At 70.3% G+C, this 22,098-nt stretch carries 22 protein-coding genes; 16 read left to right on the plus strand and 6 right to left on the minus strand.

The annotated features are described in order from the left end of the window. Positions 1 to 17: 17 nt before the first annotated feature. Positions 18 to 1,232: a glucose-1-phosphate adenylyltransferase gene (glgC, locus tag MZC64_RS05055; RefSeq protein ID WP_247755855.1), complete on the plus strand. Its 1,215-nt coding sequence runs from the start codon at positions 18 to 20 to the stop codon at positions 1,230 to 1,232. Positions 1,233 to 1,345: 113 nt separating this feature from the next. Here the strand turns inward: glgC and MZC64_RS05060 are convergent, their stop codons facing one another. Next, positions 1,346 to 1,996 (minus strand): O-methyltransferase, encoded by a 651-nt coding sequence (locus tag MZC64_RS05060; RefSeq protein WP_247755856.1) that lies wholly within the window; start codon positions 1,994 to 1,996, stop codon positions 1,346 to 1,348. Positions 1,997 to 2,289: 293 nt separating this feature from the next. Between MZC64_RS05060 and sigE the strand changes: the two genes are divergently transcribed. From sigE to MZC64_RS05080, 4 genes are read left to right on the plus strand one after another with little or no spacing between them, the layout of a single operon-like run. Next, a complete protein-coding gene (gene sigE, locus MZC64_RS05065) occupies positions 2,290 to 2,883 on the plus strand; it encodes an RNA polymerase sigma factor SigE (protein WP_185000052.1) in 594 nt (197 codons plus the stop codon). Beyond that, the gene (locus MZC64_RS05070; RefSeq protein WP_247755857.1) at positions 2,880 to 3,497 is read left to right on the plus strand and encodes an anti-sigma factor; all 618 of its coding nucleotides are present in this window, start codon (positions 2,880 to 2,882) and stop codon (positions 3,495 to 3,497) included. The genes sigE and MZC64_RS05070 overlap by 4 nt, the downstream gene beginning before the upstream one ends. A gap of 58 nt (positions 3,498 to 3,555) precedes the next feature. Continuing rightward, a complete protein-coding gene (locus MZC64_RS05075) occupies positions 3,556 to 5,064 on the plus strand; it encodes a S1C family serine protease (protein WP_247755858.1) in 1,509 nt (502 codons plus the stop codon). A 36-nt stretch (positions 5,065 to 5,100) separates the two neighbouring features. Continuing rightward, a complete protein-coding gene (locus MZC64_RS05080; RefSeq protein ID WP_247755859.1) occupies positions 5,101 to 5,499 on the plus strand; it encodes a sec-independent translocase in 399 nt (132 codons plus the stop codon). A gap of 22 nt (positions 5,500 to 5,521) precedes the next feature. Here the strand turns inward: MZC64_RS05080 and MZC64_RS05085 are convergent, their stop codons facing one another. Further along, positions 5,522 to 6,667: an Mrp/NBP35 family ATP-binding protein gene (locus tag MZC64_RS05085; protein WP_247755860.1), complete on the minus strand. Its 1,146-nt coding sequence runs from the start codon at positions 6,665 to 6,667 to the stop codon at positions 5,522 to 5,524. A gap of 121 nt (positions 6,668 to 6,788) precedes the next feature. Between MZC64_RS05085 and MZC64_RS05090 the strand changes: the two genes are divergently transcribed. Then, complete coding sequence (locus MZC64_RS05090; protein WP_247755861.1) at positions 6,789 to 7,280, plus strand: MarR family transcriptional regulator; 492 nt, start codon at positions 6,789 to 6,791, stop codon at positions 7,278 to 7,280. Positions 7,281 to 7,301: 21 nt separating this feature from the next. Here the strand turns inward: MZC64_RS05090 and MZC64_RS05095 are convergent, their stop codons facing one another. Both MZC64_RS05095 and MZC64_RS05100 read right to left on the minus strand, forming a co-directional pair. Continuing rightward, positions 7,302 to 7,868 (minus strand): DUF1003 domain-containing protein, encoded by a 567-nt coding sequence (locus MZC64_RS05095; protein ID WP_247755862.1) that lies wholly within the window; start codon positions 7,866 to 7,868, stop codon positions 7,302 to 7,304. Further along, positions 7,861 to 9,156, minus strand: coding sequence for a magnesium transporter MgtE N-terminal domain-containing protein (locus tag MZC64_RS05100; RefSeq protein ID WP_247755863.1), 1,296 nt, complete (start codon positions 9,154 to 9,156; stop codon positions 7,861 to 7,863). The genes MZC64_RS05095 and MZC64_RS05100 overlap by 8 nt, the downstream gene beginning before the upstream one ends. A 50-nt stretch (positions 9,157 to 9,206) precedes the next feature. Here MZC64_RS05100 and MZC64_RS05105 point away from each other — a divergent pair, with 50 nt between their 5' ends. Next, a complete protein-coding gene (locus MZC64_RS05105; protein WP_247755864.1) occupies positions 9,207 to 10,046 on the plus strand; it encodes a PhzF family phenazine biosynthesis protein in 840 nt (279 codons plus the stop codon). Here MZC64_RS05105 and MZC64_RS05110 read toward each other — a convergent pair. Both MZC64_RS05110 and MZC64_RS05115 read right to left on the minus strand, forming a co-directional pair. Next, positions 10,043 to 10,939, minus strand: coding sequence for an aminoglycoside phosphotransferase family protein (locus tag MZC64_RS05110; protein ID WP_247755865.1), 897 nt, complete (start codon positions 10,937 to 10,939; stop codon positions 10,043 to 10,045). The genes MZC64_RS05105 and MZC64_RS05110 overlap by 4 nt on opposite strands. Then, positions 10,936 to 11,271, minus strand: a complete 336-nt coding sequence (locus tag MZC64_RS05115) for a hypothetical protein (protein WP_247755866.1) — start codon at positions 11,269 to 11,271, stop codon at positions 10,936 to 10,938. Before MZC64_RS05115 ends, MZC64_RS05110 begins: the two co-directional genes overlap by 4 nt. A 115-nt stretch (positions 11,272 to 11,386) precedes the next feature. Here MZC64_RS05115 and MZC64_RS05120 point away from each other — a divergent pair, with 115 nt between their 5' ends. The 9 genes from MZC64_RS05120 to MZC64_RS05160 all read left to right on the plus strand — a co-directional run bounded on the left by MZC64_RS05120 (position 11,387) and on the right by MZC64_RS05160 (position 22,095). After that, positions 11,387 to 12,346: a CoA ester lyase gene (locus MZC64_RS05120; protein WP_247755867.1), complete on the plus strand. Its 960-nt coding sequence runs from the start codon at positions 11,387 to 11,389 to the stop codon at positions 12,344 to 12,346. 55 nt (positions 12,347 to 12,401) lie between these two features. Next, positions 12,402 to 13,220 (plus strand): AAA family ATPase, encoded by an 819-nt coding sequence (locus MZC64_RS05125; protein WP_247755868.1) that lies wholly within the window; start codon positions 12,402 to 12,404, stop codon positions 13,218 to 13,220. Between the two features lie 101 nt (positions 13,221 to 13,321). Continuing rightward, positions 13,322 to 16,702, plus strand: a complete 3,381-nt coding sequence (locus tag MZC64_RS05130; protein WP_247755869.1) for a patatin-like protein — start codon at positions 13,322 to 13,324, stop codon at positions 16,700 to 16,702. Between the two features lie 98 nt (positions 16,703 to 16,800). Continuing rightward, positions 16,801 to 16,965: a hypothetical protein gene (locus MZC64_RS05135; protein WP_247755870.1), complete on the plus strand. Its 165-nt coding sequence runs from the start codon at positions 16,801 to 16,803 to the stop codon at positions 16,963 to 16,965. Between the two features lie 101 nt (positions 16,966 to 17,066). Further along, positions 17,067 to 18,263: an acyl-CoA dehydrogenase family protein gene (locus MZC64_RS05140; RefSeq protein WP_247755871.1), complete on the plus strand. Its 1,197-nt coding sequence runs from the start codon at positions 17,067 to 17,069 to the stop codon at positions 18,261 to 18,263. 67 nt (positions 18,264 to 18,330) lie between these two features. After that, positions 18,331 to 18,852, plus strand: a complete 522-nt coding sequence (locus tag MZC64_RS05145) for a general stress protein (protein WP_185000038.1) — start codon at positions 18,331 to 18,333, stop codon at positions 18,850 to 18,852. A gap of 221 nt (positions 18,853 to 19,073) precedes the next feature. Further along, complete coding sequence (locus tag MZC64_RS05150) at positions 19,074 to 20,354, plus strand: ABC transporter substrate-binding protein (RefSeq protein WP_374205621.1); 1,281 nt, start codon at positions 19,074 to 19,076, stop codon at positions 20,352 to 20,354. Beyond that, positions 20,354 to 21,253, plus strand: a complete 900-nt coding sequence (locus MZC64_RS05155; RefSeq protein ID WP_247755873.1) for a carbohydrate ABC transporter permease — start codon at positions 20,354 to 20,356, stop codon at positions 21,251 to 21,253. The genes MZC64_RS05150 and MZC64_RS05155 overlap by 1 nt, the downstream gene beginning before the upstream one ends. Further along, the gene (locus MZC64_RS05160; RefSeq protein ID WP_247755874.1) at positions 21,253 to 22,095 is read left to right on the plus strand and encodes a carbohydrate ABC transporter permease; all 843 of its coding nucleotides are present in this window, start codon (positions 21,253 to 21,255) and stop codon (positions 22,093 to 22,095) included. Before MZC64_RS05155 ends, MZC64_RS05160 begins: the two co-directional genes overlap by 1 nt. Positions 22,096 to 22,098 lie beyond the last annotated feature (3 nt).

Here is a 22,098-nt window from a genome sequence, read left to right on the forward strand (position 1 = left end):
ATATAGGGTCGGTGATCGTGAGAGGCCAGCCGCACGTCCTCGGAATCGTGCTCGCGGGCGGGGAAGGCAAGCGGTTGTTCCCGCTGACCGCGGACCGGGCGAAACCCGCGGTGCCGTTCGGCGGCAACTACCGCCTGATCGACTTCGTGCTGTCCAACCTGGTGAACGCCGGGCTGACCCAGATCTGCGTGCTGACGCAGTACAAATCCCATTCCCTGGACCGGCACATCTCCACCACGTGGCGGTTGTCCAGCGTGCTCGGGCAGTACATCACCCCGGTGCCTGCCCAGCAGCGGCTCGGTCCGCGCTGGTACACCGGCAGCGCGGACGCGATCTACCAGTCGCTGAACCTGGTGCACGACGAACGGCCGGACCACATCGTGGTCTTCGGCGCCGATCACGTGTACCGGATGGACCCGGCGCAGATGATCCGCCAGCACGTGGAATCCGGCGCCGGGGTCACCGTGGCCGGCATCCGGGTGCCGCGGGCGGAGGCCAAGGCATTCGGCTGCATCGACGCCGACGCCAGCGGCAAGATCACCCGGTTCCTGGAGAAGCCCAGCGAGCCGCCGGGCACCCCGGACGACCCCGAGGTCACCTTCGCCTCGATGGGCAACTACATCTTCCGCACCGAGACGCTGCTGGAGGCACTGCGTCAGGACTCGGCCAACCCCGACTCCGACCACGACATGGGCGGCGACATCATCCCCATGCTGGTGGAACGGGACCAGGCCGCGGTCTATGACTTCGCCGACAACCACGTGCCCGGCGCCACCGACCGGGACCGCGGCTACTGGCGGGACGTCGGGACCCTGGACGCCTACTACGACGCGCACATGGACCTGGTGTCCATCCACCCGGTGTTCAACCTCTACAACCAGGCCTGGCCCATCCGCACCGCCACCCCGCCGCTGGCCCCGGCCAAGTTCGTGCAGGGCGGCACCGCGCAGGAGTCCATCGTCGGACCGGGCTCGATCGTCTCCGGCCTGGTCAGCAACTCGGTGATCAGCTCCGACGTGCTCATCGAGGCCGGCGCCCAGGTGCAGGGCAGCGTGCTCATGCCCGGCGTGCGGATCGGCCGCGGCGCGATGGTCCGCGGCGCGATCCTGGACAAGAACGTGGTGGTCGCCCCAGGCGCGGGCATCGGCGTCAGCCTGTCCGCCGACCGCGAGCGCTACACCGTGTCCGCCGGCGGCATCGTCGTCCTAGGCAAGGGCGTCCGAGCCGACTAACCGCGCGTGTTGGCCGAACTCGTACGGCGAGTTGGCCGTTGTCGTACGGCGAGTTGGCCCAAGTGGTACGCCAAGTTGGCCCAACTCGGCGTACGAGTTGGGCCAAGTGGGTGTCAGCCTGCCTTGGCGGCCAGCAGGAGGCCGTCGCCGAGCGGGAGCAGGACCGGGACCAGGCGTTCGTCCGCGCGGACCAGGCGGGCCACCTCGCGCATGCCGTTGGTGTCCGGGTCCTTGTAGGCCGGATCGACCACCCGGCCGTGCCAGAGCGCGTTGTCGAAGGCGATGACGCCGCCGGGCCGCAGCAGCCGGACGCCTTCCTCCAGGTAGCGCGGGTACTCGGCCTTGGCCGCGTCCACGAACACCAGGTCGTAGCCGCCGTCGGTGAGCCGGGGCAGCACGTCCAGGGCCTGGCCCAGGATCAGCCGGGTGCGGCCGGGGCTGACACCGGCGGCCACGAACGCCCGCCGGGCCGCCCGCTGATGCTCCGGCTCCAGGTCGATCGAGGTCAGCACGCCGTCGGCGGCCATGCCGCGGAGCAGCCACACCCCGCTCACCCCGGCGCCGGTGCCGACCTCCACCACCACCCTGGCCTGCAGGGCGGCCGCGAGGAAGCGCAGCGCCGAGCCGCCGCTGGGCGCGATGGGCGTACAGCCCAGTTCGCGGCCGCGGGCGCGGGCGGCGGCCAGCACCTCGTCCTCGGCGAGGTAGTCCTCCACGTAGTCGCGCAGGGCCGATGCAGAGGTGGTCGGCGTCTCCGGTGTCACGAGCGGGAAGGTTACTGGCAGCAACCCACCGCGCGGGTGTACGCGCCGTATCGAACGCCCATCAGGGCAGTGCACGGCGGGCAAGTACACCCGGACGGCGGTTCCGGAGGATTCTCAGGCTGTTCTCAGCTCGCTCTAACCCCGCCCTCACCGGCCTCGGACACAGTAGGTCGAACAAGAAGCAGAGGGTGAACCAGAAGTACCCGTGGCGCGTCCTGGGAACTAAAGACAAACCCCGAAGCGTTGACTCGACAGGGCGGAGCAACCGCCCGCAGGAGGTGCCAACCCGCACGATGCGTACCCAGGAGAGAGGCCTGGCCACCGGCACGGCGACCGCCGTCCCGGCTGAGGTGGCCGAGTGGAAGGTCCCCACGTGGGACGAGGTGGTGCGCGAGCACGCCGACCGGGTGTACCGGCTGGCCTACCGCCTGACCGGTAACCAGCACGACGCCGAAGACCTCACCCAGGAGACGTTCATCCGCGTCTTCCGGCACCTGACCGCGTACAAGCCCGGCACCTTCGAGGGCTGGCTGCACCGGATCACCACCAACCTGTTCCTGGACATGGTCCGGCGCAAGCAGCGGGTCAAGATGGAGGGCCTGCCGGACGACCAGGACCGCATCGCCGACGACGGCCCCACGCCGGAGGAGGTCTACGAGGAGACCCACCTCAGCCCGGAGCTGCAGGCCGCGCTGGACGAGGTTCCGCCGGAGTTTCGCGCCGCTGTTGTTCTTTGCGACGTCGAGGGGTTGTCCTACGAGGAGATCGGCGCGACGCTGGGCGTGAAGCTCGGCACCGTGCGCAGCCGGATCCACCGGGGCCGGCAGGCAATGAAGGCGGCGCTGGAGCGGCACCGCGAACTCGCTTCGTTGGAGGAGAACGGATGACGGACCTGCGCGGTTGGGTCAGGTCGGAACAGCACCTCACCCCGGACGCGATCGTCGCGTTCGTCGACGGGGAGCTGTCGCCGGTGGCCCACGACCGAGCGTCCGCGCACGTGGCCAGGTGCCCACGGTGCGCGGCCGAGGTCTCCGCCCAGCGTTGCGCCCAGGCCGCGGTCCGAGCCGCGGGCACCCCTGGGATCTCCAACCGCCTGATGGCCTCCCTGTGCGCGATCCCGCAGGAGGTCGAGCTGCCGGCGATGCCGGACGAGCTGGCGGTCACCGCGGACGGGCAGCTCGTCACCGTGCAGCGGCCCAACGCCGCCCGCGCGGCCGCCGCCGCCCGCCCGGTCAGTGGTTTCGGTTCCGGCCCCGTGCTGGGTGGGAGCACTCCGTTCGGCGCGGGCCCGTCCTTCGGGAGCCAGCGCCGCTTCGGACTCGGCAACCGCCGGGTGCGCAACGGCGCGGGCATGGTCGTCTCCGGCTTCATGCTCGGCGCGCTCGCCCTGGCCGTCCCGGCTGCCTCCGCGCCGGTCGCCGACGTCAACCAGCAGCCCTCCCAGGGCGGCCTCATCGGCAAGGTCCCCGCGGGCATTCCCGCGCAGCTGACCGGCCGGTAGATCGCACACTTCCTCCTCGTACGAGGACTTCACCAACTCTTTGGCAGGCTCGACCACGATGAGCGAGCAGCAGCCCAGCACAGGTCAGCCCGGCGCGGGTGAGCGGCCGCGGCTCGAACCGCGCCCGCTGCACCGTCCCGCCGTCGACCCGGCGCAGTCCGCGGTGTTCAGCCGCCCCACCGGCGTGCCCAGCGCCTTCGATCCGCATCGTCCGGAGACCCCGGGCAACGGCATCCGGCTGGCCGCGCCGCCGCCCGAGGCGCTGAGCAAGGCCTTCGGCCGCCCGGCCGGCTCCCCGGAACTGCTCCAGCGTCCGCCCGGCGAGCAGCCGGTCGACCCTCGGCCCGAGCCCGAGCCGGTGCTGTGGTCGGCCAACGGCCAGCCCGAGGGCCCGGCCTGGCGCGATCCGGCCGCGGGCGCCGTGCTCGGCCCGCCCGCCGGTGCGGCCACCGCCGCGCCGCCGTCGGAGCGGCCGGTGCTCACCGGACCCGGCGCCCGGCTCAGCCTGCGGGAACTGGCCTTCGGCAAGCGCCTGACCCCGGCCGCGCTGCTCGGCCTGGTCGGCTTCGTGCTGGTGATCAGCCTGGTCGGCGGGATCGTCGGCAGGCTCACCGCGGAGGGCGCCAACCCGCTCAACGACCCGGACGCCACCCTGGCCGAGGTCTCGCCCGGCAAGGAGCGCGAGCCCGGCTCGCTGGCCAGCCTGGCCAAGAAGGTGCTGCCCTCGGTGGTCTCCATCGAGGTCCGCCTCGGCGACAGCGGCGGCCTCGGCTCCGGCGTGGTGATCGACGGCAAGGGCTACGTGATCACCAACAACCACGTGGTCGAGATGGCGGCCAACGCGCAGAACGCCAAGGTCGAGGTCGTCTTCCACGACAGTCAGCGGGCCCCGGCCCGGATCGTGGGCCGCGACCCCAAGAACGACCTGGCCGTGCTCAAGGTCGAGGTGTCCAACCTGACCGTGGCCCAGATCGGCAAGTCCGGTGACCTGCAGGTCGGCGACAAGGTGATCGCCATCGGCAACCCGCTCGGCCTGGCAGGCTCGGTCAGCGAGGGCATCGTCTCCGCGGTCAACCGGCCGTTCCGGATCGAGGACGTGGTCTTCAACGCGGTGCAGACCGACGCCGCGATCAACCAGGGCAACTCCGGCGGCGCGCTGGTCGACTCCACCGGCGCGCTGATCGGCATCAACACCGCGATCGTCTCCCGCAGTGGCGGCTCGGTCGGCCTGGGCTTCGCCATCCCGATCGACGACGCCAAGGTCATCGCCGAGGCGCTCATCCGCGGCGGCTCGGTCAAGCACCCGGACATCGGCCTGAACCTCAAGTCGGTGATGAACAACACCGTCAGCGGGGCCCAGGTGCAGAACGTGGTGCAGAACGGCTCAGCCGCGGCCGCGGGCATCCAGGAGGGCGACGTCATCCTCAAGCTGGGTGAGCGCAACATCAAGAACGCCGACGAGCTGCTGGTCGCGGTGCAGCAGCACAAGATCGGCGAGACGGTGCCGGTGCTGCTGGCCCGGCAGGGCCGCCAACTGACCCTCAACGTCACGCTCAAGTCCGACTAGTCTGGGCTCGTCGGGCAAGGGCTAGGGAGGCTTGGGGTGTTCGAGAGCATCGGGTGGGCCGAGATCCTCGTGCTCATCGTGGCCGGCCTGTTCATCCTCGGCCCGGAACGCCTCCCGGAGGCCGCGGCCTGGCTGGGCAAGACGCTGCGCAAGGTGCGCGAGTACGCCACCGGCGCGCGCGAGCAGCTCAAGTCCGAGATCGGCCCGGAGTTCGAGGAGTTCCGCAAGCCGCTGGAGGACCTGCGCAAGATCCGCGATTTCGACCCGCGGCGCGCGGTCACCAAGCACCTGCTGAACGACCTGGAAGACGACTACCAGCACAAGCCCAACGGCCACGCGCCCAGCGCGTCCGGCCAGGCCCCGGTGGTCCAGCCGCCGGTGCAGCGGCCCTTGGGCTACAACGAGCGCCCGCCGTTCGACCCGGACGCGACCTGACGATCGCGTCCGGGATCAGGCCTCAGCGGCCGGCCGGGCTGACGCTGAGCAGGCGGCCGGACAGGCCGCGGGAACGCACGCTCAGCTTCTCCGCGATGCCGTTGAGCACCTTGGCTGCGGCGGTCTCCGGCGCGGCCAGCACGATCGGCTCGCCCGCGTCGCCCTGCTCGCGCAGCCGCGGGTCCAGCGGCACCTGACCCAGCAGCGGCACCGGGGAACCGATCACCGTGCTCAGCGAGTCGGCCACGATCTGGCCGCCGCCGGTGCCGAAGACGTCCATCCGCTCGCCGTTGGGCAGCTCCAGCCAGGACATGTTCTCGATCACGCCTGCCACCCGCTGCCGGGTCTGCAGCGAGATCGCGCCCGCCCGCTCGGCCACCTCGGCTGCGGCCTGCTGCGGGGTGGTGACGACCAGGATCTCCGCGTTCGGCACCAGCTGGGCGATGGAGATGGCCACGTCGCCGGTGCCCGGCGGCAGGTCGAGCAGCAGCACGTCCAGGTCGCCCCAGAACACATCGGCCAGGAACTGCTGCAGCGCGCGGTGCAGCATCGGGCCGCGCCACACCACCGGGGTGTTGCCGGGGGTGAACATGCCGATCGAGATCACCTTCACGCCGTGCGCGGACGGCGGCATGATCATCTTTTCCACCTGCGTCGGCTTGCCGGTGGCGCCGAGCATGCGCGGGATGGAGTGGCCGTAGATGTCGGCGTCCACGATGCCGACGGAGAGCCCCTTGGTGGCCATCGAGGCGGCCAGGTTGACCGTCACGCTGGACTTGCCCACCCCGCCCTTGCCGGAGGCGACGCAGTAGACCCTGGTCAGCGACCCCGGTTCGGCGAAGGGGATGCGCGGCTCCTCCTGGCCGCCGCGCAGGCTCTTGCGCAGTTCGGTGCGCTGGGCGTCGCTCATGACGTCCAGGTGCACCCGCACGCCGGTGACATCCGCGACCGCGGACACCGCCTCGGTGACGTCCTTGGTGATCTTGTCGCGCATCGGGCAGCCGGCCACCGTGAGGTAGACCGAGACGTCAACCGACCCGTCTTCGGCCACCTCGACGTCCTTGACCATGCCCAGCTCGGTGATCGGTTTCCGGATCTCCGGGTCCTGGACGTGGGACAGGGCCTCGCGGATGGCGTCGACGGACGGGCTGACACGTGAAGAGGTCACCCGTCCATGCTACGTCCAGCGGCAGTTCAACCCCGCCCACCGGCAGGTTCCACCACTTTTTCAGACCGAATTGACGGGGCACTCCGCGATCGGTTTGCAGCTCTCCGTAACATGGTGGATCGTGTCGGACCCCGGTACGGCTCGATTACCCACCAGCAGCGAGCTGGCGACCTGGCGTGCGTTCCTGCGCGCCCACGCCCGCATCACCCGTTGGCTGGAAGCCGAGCTCATCACCGAACAGCGCCTGTCCCTTGCCGCCTACGACGTCCTCGTCCAGCTCGCCGAGGCCCCGGAGCGCCAGCTTCGGATGACCGAGCTGGCCGAAGCCGTGCTGCTCTCCCGCTCCGGGGTGACCCGCCTGGTCGACCGCCTGGAGCGAGCCGGGCTGGTCTGCCGTGAGCGGGCCGACGGCGACGGCCGGGGGGTGGTCGCCGTGCTCACCGACCGCGGCCTGGACCGGCTACGGTCGGCCGCGGACACCCACCTGAGCGGCATCAGCAAGCACTTCGTGTCCTTGCTGGGCAACGCGGAACTGGACTCACTGGGCCGCACCTGCGCCCAGCTCGCCGACGGCGAGCTACCGGTCGCCTCGAACCGCCGAGCCCAGGCCTAGCGCGAGACCTGCCGCCTCGCCCTAGACCCGATCCTCGGCCCACCGGGGGTCCTCGCGGACCCGGTCGGCGGTCTTGTCCCGGTGCTTGTCGCGCTTGGGTTTGCGCTCGCCGTTGCCGCTGAGCGCGGCCAGGTCCGAGCGCAGCCGGTCCAGTTCGCCGCGCAGGTAGTCGCGGGTGGCCACCTCGCCCACCGCGATGCGCAGCGCGGCCAGTTCCCTGGCCAGGTACTCGGTGTCGGCCTTGGTGCGTTCGGCGCGGGCCCGGTCCTCCTCCAGCGAGATCCGGTCCCGGTCGTCCTGGCGGTTCTGCGCGAGCAGGATCAGCGGCGCGGCGTAGGCGGCCTGGGTGGAGAAGGCCAGGTTGAGCAGGATGAACGGGTAGGGGTCCCATTGCAGGGACACCGCGAGCAGGTTGATCGCGATCCAGACGATCACCAGCATGGTCTGCCAGAACAGGAACGTGCCGGTGCCCAGGAACCGGGCGATCCGCTCGGAGAAGCGGCCGAATGCCTCCGGGTCCACGTCGAAGGTCAGCCTGCGCGGCTGACGGGGCTGGTCGAGCCGGCGGCGGGGCAGCAGCTCAGGCATGGGAACGGTCCTCCGTGCTCGGATCCTCGGTGACCTCGGTGTCGGGCAGTCCGCTCTCCCGCCAGTCCTGCGGCAGCAGGTGGTCGAGCACGTCGTCCACGGTGACCGCGCCGAGCAGGTGCTCGCCCTCGTCCACCACCGGCGCGCACACCAGGTTGTAGGCGGCGAAGTAGCGGGTGACGTCGGAGAGGGTCGCGGTCGGGGACAGCCGGGACAGATCCTTGTCCACCATGCCCGCCACCAGGTCCGACGGTGGTTCGCGAAGCAGCCGCTGGAAGTGCACGCAGCCCAGGTAGCGGCCGGTGGGGGTGGCGCTGGGCGGGCGGCAGACGAAGACCATGCTGGCCAGCGCCGGGGTCAGATCGCTGTTGCGCACCCTGGCCAGCGCCTCGGCGATGGTGGCGTCCGGGGTGAGCACGATCGGCTCGGGGGTCATCAGACCGCCCGCGGTGTCGAAGGAGTACTCCAGCAGCCTGCGCACCGGCGCGGACTCCTCGGGCTCCATCAGCTCCAGCAGCCGGTCCTTGTCGGTCTCGTCCAGCTCGGCCAGCAGGTCGGCCGCGTCGTCGGGGTTCATCGCCTCCAGCACGTCCGCGGCCCGCTCCTCGCCGAGGTGCCGCAGCAGCGACTTCTGGTCCTCCTCCGGCAGCTCCTCGATCACATCGGCCAGCCGTTCGTCGTCCATCGCGTCGGCCACCTCGAACCGGCGCTTGGGGGACAGCTCGTGCAGGGCCGAGGCCACGTCCACCGCGCGCATCCCGTCGAAGACGGCCAGCAGCTGCTGGGTGCCCTGCGGCTGCTCGGCGATCTGCGCGCGGGCCAGTCCGCTGACCTTCTCCCAGGCCAGCACCTGCACCGGTCCGCGTCGCCCGAGCCTGCCGGTGCGCTGGCGCACGGCCAGTTTCTGCACCAGCCAGTCCCGGGTGCGGGTGGGCTCCAGCCCGGCGTCGACCACCACGGCCGAACCGCCGTCGGGCAGCGTGACGTGCGCGTCCAGCAGTTCGCCGATGATCAGCGCCTCGTTCGGCCGCTGGTGGAAGTGCCGCAGGTTCACCGAGCCGGTGGCCAGCGCGACCGCGCTGGATTCGATCGAGGTCACCCGCAGCATCGGCACGAAGATCCGGCGCCGGGTGATCAACTCCACCACCAGCCCGAGCACCCGGGGCGGCGAGCGGTCCACCCGCAGGCCCACCACCACGTCCCGGACCTTGCCGATGGACTCCCCATCCGGCCCGAAGACCGTCAAACCGGCTAGCTGTGCGGCGAAAACCCTGTTCGGACCGGCCATGACCGCAGGCTAACGTCAGGGCTGTGGCACTACCGGGTAAGACCCTCCGCATGGACCTCGTGGACGTGTTCACCAGCATCCCGTTCGCCGGGAACGCGCTGGCCGTGGTGCATGGGGCGGAGCAGCTGAGCACGGCGGCCATGCAGGCCATCGCGCGCGAGCTGAACCTGTCCGAGACCGCCTTCCCACTGCCGCCTGCCCAGCCCGGCGCGGACTACCGGCTGCGCGCGTTCAGCCCGCTGGTGGAACTGCCCTTCGCCGGACATCCCAGCGTGGGCACCGCCTGGGTGCTGGCCAGGGACGGCGTACTCGGCCACGGCACCGTGACGCAGGAGTGCGGCGCCGGCCTGCTGCCGGTGACGGTGGACGAACACGGCGCCCGGCTCACCGGCGGCACCCCGCAACTCGGCGCGGACCTGGATGCGGCCGTGCTGGCCGCCGCGCTGGGCCTGCGCCCGGCCGATCCGGCGATCGCCGCCGGGATCGCGGGCTGCGGCCTGGATTTCAACTACTTCCTGGCCGACCCGGCCGAACTGCCTGCCGCCGCTGCCCGCCCGGACCAGGTGCTCGCCGCGGTCGTCGGCCGCGGGATCGTGCCGGTGGCCTGGGATCCGGCCACCCGGACCGCGACCGTGCGGATGTTCCGCGGCACCGGCGGCGAGGACCCGGCGACCGGATCGGCCGCGCTCGGCCTCGGCGTCTGGCTGGTGGCCCGCGGCCTGCTGCCCGCCGACGGCCACGCCGAATACCTGGTGCGCCAGGGCGAGTGGCTGGGCCGTCCGTCCGAACTGCATTGCACAGTGACCGCGACCGGTGGCCGGGCCACCGAGGTCACCGTATGGGGTGGGGTGGTCGAGGTCGGCGCTGGCCGGATCCGGATTCCCGGCTAGCTCTCGGCCAGCCACTCCGCGACCGTGCGCACCACCGCGGCCTGCTGCTGACCGGCGGGCCCGCGGCCGACCGCGCTGATCCACTCGTCCACCGCCCTGGCCAGCGCCCACTCCCGGGAACGGGCCAGGTCCAGACCGCTGGCATCGGCCAGCAACGCGATCCGCCTGCGCAGCCCCGCCGCGCTGCCGAGTTCGGCGAACCGGCCGCGCAGCAACGGCAGCAGCTCGTAGTGCGGGTCGCCGGAGATCGGTTTCGGGTCGATGGCCAGCCAGGGTTCGCGGCGGCCGGCCAGCACGTGCGCGAAGTCCAGGTCGCGGTGCAGCAGCGAGGGCCGGTAGCCGCCGGAGGTCAGCTCGATGTGCGCGCGCACCGCCCGCCCGACCAGCCGGTGCGGCACCGGCTGGCCGACCCGGTCCCATTCGTGGTGCGCGTCGGCGGCCCACAGCAGCGCCTCGTCGATCAGCCGGGGCACGCTCGGCGGGGGCGGCACCCACAGCCGCCGGGCCAGGTTGCCGATGATCCCGCAGGCCTCGTCGTGCGGTTCCCGTTCCAGCGACCGGGTCTCGTCCAGGCGTTCCAGCAGCATCGCGCCGTGCGCGGGGTCCTCGCCGAGCAGCCGGACCGCGCCGTTGCCCGCCCAGCGCTGCAACGCGGTGGCCTCGTGCCGGGTGTCCTCGTCCAGCCAGGTCACCTTGATCGCGTAGCGCTCCTCGCCACTGCGCACCGGCACCACCAGCGCCTGCGCGCCGTGCGTGGCAGGCCCTTCCGGCTCGACGCCCCAGTACCCGCACAGCTCGCCCACCACTCCGGGCAGCCGGTCCAGCCAGGGCCGCGCGGAATCGCCCTGCCTGGCGATGGTCTCGGCGGCGAAGCGGTCGGGTACCGCGATCACGTCGGTTCGACCCGGAAGACCTGGGTGTAGCGCGGTTCCGCGTTCAGCCGGGCCGCGGCCAGCGCCGCGCGGAGATCCGGATCCGGTTCGACCAGGTGCGCGACGGCGGGCACCTCGGTCAGGTGCGAGTGCGTGCTGGGCGAGCGGACGGTGACGGTGCAGCCGACCCCGTCGGTCAGCCCCGGCACTTCCTGCTCGCCACCCCCGACCGCGACCCACACCGCGCCATCCCGCCACAATGCCCACACCAGGGTCGCGCGCAGGCCATGCGGGGCGATCCACACCGCGGCCGCTTTGCGGAGGGCCGCGTCCAGCAGTCGGGTGGTCTCCACCGGTTCAGCATCGCACGCGTTGTGAGAGAGACCTCAGCGGAGTGGCCGAGTCTTGATCGGCGTGCCAGCATTCGGCCACACCGCGTTGTTACTGGTCGGTACAAGGAGGTCCGCAGTGGTCGACCGCAGGCGTTCCCGTCGTTCCTGTCTCGCCGTTCCCGGTTCGAGCCAGAAGATGATCGACAAGGCCCGCACCCTGCCAGCCGACCAGGTGTTCCTGGACCTGGAGGACGCCTGCGCCCCGCTGGCGAAGCCGGCGGCCCGCAAGACCATCGTGGCCGCGCTGAACGAGGGCGGCTGGGAGGGCAAGACCAGGGTGGTCCGGGTCAACGACCTGACCACCGAGTGGACCTACCGCGACGTGGTCGAGGTGGTCGAGGGCGCGGGCGCGAACCTGGACTGCATCATGCTGCCCAAGGTCCAGACCGCGGACCAGATCGCCTGGCTGGACCTGACCCTGACCCAGATCGAGAAGACCATGGGCTTCGAGGTCGGCAAGATCGGCATCGAGGCCCAGATCGAGAACGCCAAGGGCCTGGTCGAGGTCGACGCCATCGCCACCGCCAGCCCCCGCATCGAGACCATCATCTTCGGCCCGGCCGACTTCATGGCCTCCATCAACATGAAGTCCCTGGTCGTCGGCGAACAACCCCCCGGCTACGACGTGGGCGACGCCTACCACTACATCCTGATGCGCATCCTGATGGCCGCCCGCGCCACCGACGTGCAGGCCATCGACGGCCCCTACCTGCAGATCAAGGACGTCGACGGCTTCCGCCGGGTCGCGGGCCGTTCGGCCGCCCTGGGCTTCGACGGCAAGTGGGTCCTGCACCCGGGCCAGCTGGACGCCGCGAACGAGTCCTACAGCCCGAACCAGAACGACTACGACCACGCCGAGAACATCCTGGACGCCTACGACTGGTTCACCTCGGAGGCCGGTGGCAAGCGCGGGGCGGCGATGCTGGGCGACGAGATGATCGACGAGGCTTCGCGCAAGATGGCGCTGGTGATCAGCGCGAAGGGCCGGGCGGCGGGGATGGCGCGCACGGATCGCTGGACGCCGCCGGAGAGCTGAGCCGGGCACGGCGCTGCGGCTGACCGGCCGCGGCGCCCGGCCGTAGAGTGATCGCGTGACCGAGCGGCTGTTGCGCAAGATCGAGATCGAGGGCTTCACCTCGATCAAATCGGCGTCGGTCGAACTCGGCCGGTTGAACGTGCTGGTCGGCGCGAACGGCGCGGGCAAGAGCAACTTCATCCGAGCGCTGGAACTGCTGCATGGTTGTCATGCCTTTCACTTCCATGACGCCGCGGTGGGCACCCCGCCGAATCGGCTGACCCCGACGGCCGACAACCTGACCCTGCACCGGGATGGGCGCAACCTCGCTGCTGTGCTGATGGCGCTGCGCGACCACGATCTTCCTGCTCACGCGGCGGCCTACGACCAAATTGTCACCACGGTTCAGTTGGTCGCGCCCTTCGTGCGGGATTTTGTGCTCGAACCGGACGAGTCGCACCGGGTGCAGTTTCGGTGGCGTCAGCAGGGCTCGGATGTCGTCCTTTCCGGGGTCCAGATGTCCGACGGCACACTGCGGTTCATTTGCCTGGCAACACTCCTGTCGCACCCTGAACTTCCTGCTCTGGTCGCGCTGGACGAGCCCGAACTCGGTCTCCATCCGTTCGCGCTCGTTCAGCTCGCCGATCTGTTGCGGGCGGCGTCGATACGGAGTCAGGTGTTGATCGCGACCCAGTCGGTGACGTTGATGAACCAGTTCGCCGTGGAAGAGGTTGTCGTCGTCGAACGAGAGGGCGGTTCGTCGCGATTCCACCGGCCTGATCCAGCCGCGCTGCGGATCTGGCTGGAGGAGTACACCCTCGGCGAGATCTGGGAGAAGAACCTGATCGGTGGCCGTCCGGCCAATGAAGGGGCGAGCGCACAGCGCGTGAACTGACTGCCCGATCGGGCACCCGACTGCGCGGCCCCGCTCGGCCAACCGTGTGTACTTCCCGCGCGGCAACCCGAACGTGTCCCGTTGATCAGACACTGGTCAACATGGGCCCACTCGACCCCGCAGCCGAGACCGTCCCCGCCGAGCCTGGCCACAACCGCCAGGAGCTGCGGCTCGCGCTGTCCATGCGGGGTGGGGTGTCCCTTGCCGTGTGGATTGGCGGGGCGGCTTCGGAGATCGCGCGGTTGCGGTGTGCGCTGGCCGCGGACGAGCCGGGGAATCCGTGGGCGGGGCTCGCGGGGCTGGCCGGCTACGAGTCGGTGCGGATCGACGTGCTCACCGGGGCCTCGGCCGGTGGGTTGAACAGCGCGATCATGGCGGCGAGCCTGGTGTACGGGTTCCGGTTCGACGCTATCCGGGACTTGTGGGTGCAGCTTGGGGATCTGGACGCGATGTGCCGGGCCACGCCGCGGATGTTCCAGCCCAAACCGCAGTCGTTGCTGGAGGGTGACGGGTACTTCGGCCAACAGCTGCGGCAGCGGTTGCAGAAGCTGGTCGCCGAACCCGCGCGCGGACCCCTCGCCGACCGGGTCGATCTGCTGCTGACCGCGACCTTGCTGGACCCGGTGACCGTCACCCGCTGGGACGACCGGCTGGCCACCATCCGGGAGCGGCGGCGCTCGGCCGCGTTCCGGTTTCGGCACCGCGGCTCGGCCGGGGATCCGTTGTCGGACTTCGCCGCGGGCAGTGAGGCGCGGCGGACCGCGGCCCAGCTCGCCCAGGCCGCCCGCACCACCTCCTCCTTCCCGCTGGCCTTCGAGCCCGCGAGCGTGCGCGCCCAGCCGGACACCCCGGCCGGCGAGGTCGACCTGATGGGGTGTTTCTCCGAATCGGCCCCTGCCCAGGGCAAGGCGTTCCAGGTGATCGACGGCGGGGTGCTGGACAACATTCCGGTGGCCGCGGCGATCAAGGCCATCGCGGCTTCGCCCGCGGACGGGCCGACCGATCGCTGGCTGGTCTACCTCAACCCGGAACCGATCGTGGGCACCACCGCCAAACCGGTCAGTGAGCGGCGGCGCGGGCTACCGGTCGGGCTGGCCGCGCTGGCCGCGCGCTACAACCAGGAATCGCTGCTCACCGACATCGAGGAGCTGGACGCGCACAACCGGGAGGTGCGCCGGATCGAACTGCGCCGGCAGGCCCTGTTCGCGCCGCTGACCGCGTTGCCCGCCACCGAACGCGCCGCCGGGCTCACCGAACTCATCGGGCGGGTCGGGCCGGTGCACGCGCACCTGCGGGCCTGCCTGGACGCCGAGCGGATCACCGGCGTGCTGCTCGACCCGGCCAAGCGCCCGCCCGGCCTGCTGCGCCGGGCCCCGCTGCAGGACGATCCGGTGGCCGCCTGGTCCGCGCAGGCCCGGCGCTCACTCGCGCCGCGGCTGACCGAGGTGCTCGGCACCGCGGCCGCCGAGGACCCGGAGACCGTCTTCACCGATGTCACCGCCCTGGGCGCGGCCGTCGACCTGTGCATTCGCTGGGCCCGTGAACTGGAACGATGGGCCGAGGAGCACTACCTGCCCGCGATCGGCGAGGTCAAGGCGGTGCTCTACCGGCTGCGCCAGATCGCCGATGTGCTGGCCGATCACGCCGACGGGCGCTGGCTGGCGCTGGCCGCGGCGGAGAGCGGCGAGCCGACCGACCTGCGGGCCTGGGCGCAGACCGCGTTCACCGAGTACCGGCAGGCGCAGCGGGAACTCGGGCCGGGCGTGCGTGATCCGCTCGGCTGGGTGCTGGAGGCCGCGCTCACCCCCGATCCCGGCGACGAGCAGGAGCAGATCGAGGCGAACAAGCGGTTCCAGGAACGGCTGCTCGAACTCGCCGAGGAGCTGGAGGCCGACGGCGTCGAGCAGCGGGACGAGGACCTGGAACCCCGGTCGGTGGACGGGCTCGGCCTGGTCTGGCCCGCCGTCTTCACCGCGGCCACCCGGCTGGCCGAGGCCGCGCCGCGCCGCTCGCGCAGTGCCGAGAGCGAGCTGGACGCGGTGGTGCACCAGCTCCTGGAGACCGCGCCGGACCTGCCCATCGTGCTGGCCCAGGTGGTCGCGCTGACCGCGCCGTTGCACGCGGCGCAGAGCGCGGGCGGCCGGATCAGATTCATGCGCATCGCCAGTGACGCGCCCACCCCGATCGACTTCCGGAAACTGTTGGCGGGCAAGGAAACCCTCACCCCCGACGACAAGCTGTGCGGCACCGACCTTGGCGCGTTCGCCGCGTTCTGTTCGGCGAAATGGCGGGCCAACGACTGGATGTGGGGCCGGTTGGACGCCGCCGCCAGCCTGGTCTCGCTGCTCACCGATCCGGCCCGGCTGCGCGAGTTCGCCCGCGGCCGGGACCTGGACGAGCTGTTCGCCGACATCGAGCGGATCGCCACCACCCCGCCCGGCGCGGCCGAACTCGGCAGCACGAATCCGGTGCCGGACAAGGAATGGCGGCGTTTCCTCGGCCAGCGCTTCGAGGCTCGCAAGGACGCCGTGCGGCTGGAACTGGCCGAGGTGCTCGCGCCCAACCCGGTGCCGCCCGCGTTGCGCCAGACCAGGGCCGCGCTCACCGAACGCGTGCAGTGGGCGGTACTGGCCGCCGAACTGTCCTTTGTGGACGGTGTCGAGCTTGGTGCGCACCCGGTCGTGTCCGAGCCCGCGCCGCCGCTGCCGCCGGGCGTGCTGGAGCAGCGGACCGCCGAGTACGAGGTGGGGCACCAGGAGATCAAGGATCTCGGCGACGTGCGGGTGGCGCGCACCGCGATCCGGCTCGGCCTGCTGGCCCATCGCACGGTCAAACCCGAGTCCTACACAGTGCCGATGATCGCCGCCCGGGTGGCGATGACCGTGTTCAAGCCGCTGCTGCTGGCCTTCCTGTTCTTCTTCACCGCACCCGAGCGCGCGCTGCTGGCCGCCTCGGTCGCGCTGGCCGGGCTGCTCACCGCGCACCGCCCGGACGACTGGATCGACATCCCCTGGTGGACCCGGCTGGGCCCGACGAGCTGGGACTTCGGCCGCTGGGCGCTGGTCGTGGTCACCGCGCTGGTGATCTTCCTGGCCGCGCGGGCCGCGGTGCGCGCGGTGCGCCGCAAGTCCGCCGGCGGGGTGCGGCGACCGGCTGAGCTGGCCGGACTCGCCGTGCTGGTCGGTGTCGGCGGGCTGTACGCGGCCTCGGCCGGACTGGCCTTCGGTCCGGCCGCGATCACCGTGGGCGCGGCGCTGACCACCTGGCTGGCCACCTGCTGGATGCGGGTGGACCGCCGGGTGCTGGCCACCCTGCTCGGCGCGGCCGTCTTCGCCGGTGGCGCGCTGCTCTTCGCCGACCAGGCGCTGCCGATCGGGTGGTGGTTCACCACCTGCGCGGTGCTCGCCGGGTACGCGGTCACCGCGCTGGCCAGCCTCACCGACCCGCTGCCGGAGCGCAGGCCACACGAGTTCTCCAGGTAATTCATGATCGAACTACGCGGCACAATGGGTTGAATACTAATTGTTGCCGGAATTAGTGAGATGGCGCACGAAAACGCAACCTGATTTGCCTTCCGGGGGTGCTGACCAGCGAGTCTGCTGGCATGTTCTTTTTCCGTAAACGCACCGACGATGATCTTTTGGAACGCAGTCTGCGGCCCTGCGGCGATTGCGACGCCCAGGTCCACGTTTTCGCTGAGACCTGCCGGCACTGCGGTGCGAGCCTGGAGCTGGTCGCCAGCTGACCCGCTGTGGTGAGCACCTTCACAGCGCGCGACCACCCCGCAGCAGCCATACTCGCCGGTAACAAACCGCGCCTACAGTGCTGTAGAGAGAGGGGAAAGTCGTGGCCAGGCTTGCCCAGACCGCCGGTCTCACCGAGATCCAGCAGGAGATCCTCAGCACCGTCCGCTCCTTTGTGGACAAGGAGATCATCCCGCACGCGCAGGCCCTGGAGCACGGCGACAGCTACCCCGCCGACATCGTCGAGGGCATGAAGGAGATGGGCCTGTTCGGGCTCACCATCCCCGAGGCATACGGCGGGCTCGGCGAGTCCCTGCTCACCTACGCGCTGGTGGTCGAGGAGATCGCGCGCGGCTGGATGAGCGTCTCCGGCGTGATCAACACCCACTTCATCGTGGCGCACATGGTCAAGCAGCACGGCACCGAGGCGCAGAAGCAGGACCTGCTGCCCCGGATGGCCACCGGCGACCTGCGCGGCTCCTTCTCCATGTCCGAGCCGGAACTGGGCTCCGACGTGGCCGCCATCCGCACCCGCGCGGTGCGGCAGGGCGAGGACTTCGTGATCAACGGCCAGAAGATGTGGCTGACCAACGGCGGCACCTCCAACCTGACCGCCGTGCTGGTGCGCACCGACGAGGGCGCGCCCAAGCCGCACCAGAACCTGACCACCTTCCTGGTGGAGAAGCCCACCGGCTACGGCGAGGTGCTGCCCGGCCTGAAGGTGCCCGGCAAGATCGACAAAATGGGCTACAAGGGCGTCGACACCACCGAGATGGTCTTCGACGACTTCCGGATCGGCGCGGACAAGATCCTCGGCGGCTCCTCCGGCAAGGGCTTCGCGCACATGATGGACGGGGTCGAGATCGGCCGGGTCAACGTGGCCGCGCGGGCCTGCGGCATCGCCATCCGCGCCTTCGAGCTGGCGGTGAGCTACGCCCAGCAGCGCAGCACCTTCGGCAAGCCGATCGCCCAGCACCAGGCCATCGCGTTCAAGCTGGCCGAGATGGCCACCAAGGTCGAGGCCGCGCACCTGATGATGGTCAACGCGGCCCGGCTCAAGGACTCCGGCGCGCGCAACGACGTCGAGGCGGGCATGGCCAAGCTGATCGCCAGCGAGTACTGCGTCGAGGTCACCCAGGAGTCCTTCCGCATCCACGGCGGCTACGGCTACTCCAAGGAGTACGAGATCGAGCGGCTGATGCGCGAGGCGCCGTTCCTGCTCATCGGCGAGGGCACCAGCGAGATCCAGAAGACGATCATCAGCCGGGGCTTGCTGCGTGACTATGGACTCCGTGGCTAGTTCCGTGCGCGTCGAGGCGGCGTAAACCGGGCAACCTTGGCAGGATTGGGGTATCAGTCCTGCGGAGGTGCTTGTCGTGACCAGTTCGTTCTCCGGTGCCCGGCCCGGTGGCCTGCCCACCCCGCCCACCGGGTGGCCGATCGGCTCCTACGTCAAGTACGAGGAGGCGCAGCGCGCGGTCGATCACCTCGCGGACAGCTCCTTCCCGGTGCAGGACGTGACCATCGTGGGCGTCGACCTGATGCTGGTCGAGCGCGTCACCGGGCGACTGACCTGGGGCAAGGTGCTGGGCACCGGCGCGGCCTCCGGCGCCTGGTTCGGCCTGTTCGTGGGTGTGCTGCTCAGTCTGTTCAACCAGGACGGGATCGCGCTGGGGCCGATCCTGATCTCGCTGGTCACCGGCGTGGTGTTCTTCATGATCTTCGCCGCGGCCGGGTACGCCACCCAGCGCGGCAAGCGGGACTTCGTCTCGGCCAGTCAGTTGGTGGCCGGTCGCTACGACGTGCTCTGCTCGCCGCGCAACGCCGAGCAGGGCCGGGACATGCTGGCCCAGCTCGCCCTGCGCGGGCCGGGGCAGCAGCCCGGATGACTGGGCACTTCCTAGGCCGAACGGGTAGGAAAATTTTCCCACTTCCGTGTATCTGAATCGTTGCTGCTTGCCGGTTGCGGCCACTGATCAGCGGCTCTAGGTTCGGGAGCCAACTCCGGAGGGCACGACGAGGTGCCCGACTTCTCGCTTTGTCGGTCCGGGCCGTCTGCACGCGGTCCAGGCTTGCCTTCCGGGTTTCAGCAGGAAGGGAGGCAGGGCGCATGGATGGCCCCTGGCGAGGCGCTAGGTCCAGAAGCACTCGGGTCGTAGGTTTGCTCACCGCCGCCGTGGTCGCCGCACCCGTGCTCGCGGCATGCGGCAACGGCGAGTCCGGCGGCAACATCATCAACCTCTACGGCGCACCGGAGCAGAACTTTCAGAAGGTGGTCGACACCTGCAACCAGCAGGCGGGCGGCAAGTACCGGATCGTGTACAACAAGCTGCCCCGCGGCGCGGACGGTCAGCGTGAGCAGATGGTGCGCAGGCTGGCCGCCGACGACACCGAGATGGACATCCTCTACCTGGACAACCCCTGGCTGGCCGAGTTCGCCGAGGCGGGCTGGCTGCGCGAGTGGACCGGCCAGGACAAGGCGGCGGCCGAGGCCGGGGTGCTCGCCGGCCCGCTGCAGTCCACCCAGTACAAGGGCAAGACCTACGCGGCCACCAAGAACACCAACGTCCAGCTGCTCTGGTACCGCGATGACGTGGTGACCACCCCGCCTGCGACCTGGGACGAGATGATCGCCCAGGCCAAGCAGCTCAAGGCCGCAGGCAAGCCGCACACCGCGCTGATCACCGGCAAGCAGTACGAGGGCCTGGTGGTGCAGTACAACACCCTGGTCGCCTCCTACGGCGGCAAGATCGTCTCCGACGACGGCAGCAAGGCCGTGGTGGACGAGGGTGCGGTCAAGGCCCTGCGCACGCTCAAGGAGTTCGCCACCGCCGGTATCGCCAGCGCCTCGCTGACCAGCTCGGAGGAGGGCGACATCCAGCGGGAGTTCGAGACCGGCAACTCCGCCTTCGAGCTGAACTGGCCGTTCGTCTACCCGGCCATGCAGAAGGGCAACCCGACGCTGGCCAAGAACTTCAAGTGGGCGCGCTACCCGGGCGCGGTGCCCGGCGTGCCGAGCAAGGTCACCCTGGGCGGCGCGAACTGGGGCGTGAGCAAGCACTCGCGCAAGCCCGACCTCGCGTTCGCGGCCACGTTGTGCCTGCGCAGCCCGGAGAACCAGCTGTTCTCCGCGGTCAACGACGGGGTGCCGCCGACCATCGACTCGGTCTACGACCGGCCGGAGATGATCGAGGCGTACCCGATGAAGGAGACCATCCGCGAGGAACTGCGGGACGCGGCGAACCGGCCGCTGACGCCGTCCTGGCAGAACGTCTCCTCGGTGCTCTCCACCGTGCTGTCCCCGCCCTCGGCGATCGATCCGGACAAGACCGCGGCCCGGCTGCGGACCGAGATCCAGGACGCCATCGACTCGAAGGGGGTGCTGCCGTAATGGGGAAAGCTGTTCTGAGCGAAGGAAAACGGGCTGAGCGGCGGCTGGGTCTGCTGCTGTGCGCCCCCGCCGCGCTGGTGATGGTCGCGGTCACCGGCTGGCCGATCATCTACTCGGTCTGGCTGTCCCTGCAGCGGTTCGACCTGAAGTTCCCGGACAAGCAGGAATTCATCGGTCTGGACAACTACATCGCGGTGCTCGGCAATAGCTACTGGTGGACCGCCTTCGGGGTGACCTCCATCGTCACCCTGGCCACCGTGGTGGTGGAACTGGTGCTGGGCATGGCGCTCGCGCTGGTCATGCACCGCACGATCGTCGGCCGCGGACTGGTGCGCACCGCCGCGCTGATCCCGTACGGCATCGTGACCGTGGTCGCGGCGTTCTCCTGGAAGTACGCCTGGACCCCAGGAACCGGTTACCTGGCCGAGTGGTTCGCCGGCGCAGGCGCGCCGCTGACCGAGCGGGTGCCGTCGCTGCTGATCATCTCGCTGGCCGAGATCTGGAAGACCACGCCGTTCATGGCCCTGCTGCTGATGGCGGGCCTGGCGCTGGTGCCGGATGACCTGCTCAAGGCCGCCGCGCTGGACGGCGCGTCCGGCTGGCAGCGCTTCACCAGGATCATCGTGCCGATGATGAAGCCGGCCATCCTGGTCGCGCTGCTGTTCCGCACCCTGGACGCGTTCCGCATCTTCGACAACATCTTCGTGCTCACCGCGGGCGGGCAACAGACGTCCTCGGTGTCGATGCTGACCTACAACAACCTGATCAAGGGGTTGAACCTCGGCATCGGGTCCACCATGTCGGTGCTGATCTTCCTCGCGGTGGCGATCATCGCCTTTGTCTTCATCAAGGTGTTCGGCACCGCGGCACCCGGCAGCGACCCGCAGGGGAGGCGTTGATGGCTATCGGTGGAGCCGTGACGACCGGCCGCAAATGGGGCTGGGGCCTGATCAACACCATTGTCGTGGTGTACGCGATGTTCCCGGTGCTGTGGATCGTGTCGCTCTCGTTCAAGACCAAGAAGGCGCTGGCCGACGGTGGCCTGTGGCCGACCGAGTGGACGCTGGCGAACTACAGCGCGATCTTCGGCAGCACCGGGTTCCTCCGGCCGCTGTTCAACTCGATCGGCATCGCGATCATCGCGACCGCGATCGCCGTGGTGCTGGGCACCATGGCCGCCTACGCGATCGCCCGGCTGGACTTCCCCGGCAAGCGGTTGCTGGTGGGCGTCTCGCTGCTGATCGCGATGTTCCCGCAGGTCTCGCTGGTCTCGCCGTTGTTCGACATTGAGCGCTCGCTCGGGTTGTTCGACACCTGGCCCGGCCTGATCCTGCCGTACATCACCTTCTCCCTGCCGCTGGCGATCTACACGCTCTCGGCGTTCTTCCGGGAGATCCCCTGGGAGCTGGAGAAGGCGGCCAAGATGGACGGGGCCACCCCGAGCCAGGCCTTCTTCAAGGTGGTGGCGCCGCTGGCGGCGCCCGGCGTGTTCACCACCGCGATCCTGGTGTTCATCTTCTGCTGGAACGACTTCCTGTTCGCGATCTCGCTGACCTCCACCGAGACCTCGCGGACCGTGCCAGCCGCACTGGCGTTCTTCACCGGCGATTCGCAGTTCGAGGACCCCACCGGGTCCACGTCGGCGGCCGCGGTCGTGATCACCGTGCCGATCATTCTGTTCGTGTTGTTCTTCCAGCGCCGCATCGTCGCCGGACTGACGTCCGGCGCCGTGAAGGGGTGAGGT

The organism is Crossiella sp. S99.2 (genome assembly GCF_023094165.1).
Lineage (GTDB): Bacteria > Actinomycetota > Actinomycetes > Mycobacteriales > Pseudonocardiaceae > Crossiella.

Coding starts and splice junctions, on each gene's coding strand:
- MZC64_RS05150 (WP_374205621.1), top strand. CDS start 19,074: ATGGATGGCCCCTGGCGAGGCGCTAGGTCCAGAAGCACTCGGGTCGTA.
- MZC64_RS05160 (WP_247755874.1), top strand. CDS start 21,253: ATGGCTATCGGTGGAGCCGTGACGACCGGCCGCAAATGGGGCTGGGGC.
- MZC64_RS05130 (WP_247755869.1), top strand. CDS start 13,322: ATGGGCCCACTCGACCCCGCAGCCGAGACCGTCCCCGCCGAGCCTGGC.
- MZC64_RS05155 (WP_247755873.1), top strand. CDS start 20,354: ATGGGGAAAGCTGTTCTGAGCGAAGGAAAACGGGCTGAGCGGCGGCTG.
- MZC64_RS05095 (WP_247755862.1), bottom strand. CDS start 7,868: ATGCCTGAGCTGCTGCCCCGCCGCCGGCTCGACCAGCCCCGTCAGCCG.
- MZC64_RS05070 (WP_247755857.1), top strand. CDS start 2,880: ATGACGGACCTGCGCGGTTGGGTCAGGTCGGAACAGCACCTCACCCCG.
- MZC64_RS05075 (WP_247755858.1), top strand. CDS start 3,556: ATGAGCGAGCAGCAGCCCAGCACAGGTCAGCCCGGCGCGGGTGAGCGG.
- MZC64_RS05105 (WP_247755864.1), top strand. CDS start 9,207: ATGGACCTCGTGGACGTGTTCACCAGCATCCCGTTCGCCGGGAACGCG.
- MZC64_RS05100 (WP_247755863.1), bottom strand. CDS start 9,156: ATGGCCGGTCCGAACAGGGTTTTCGCCGCACAGCTAGCCGGTTTGACG.
- sigE (WP_185000052.1), top strand. CDS start 2,290: ATGCGTACCCAGGAGAGAGGCCTGGCCACCGGCACGGCGACCGCCGTC.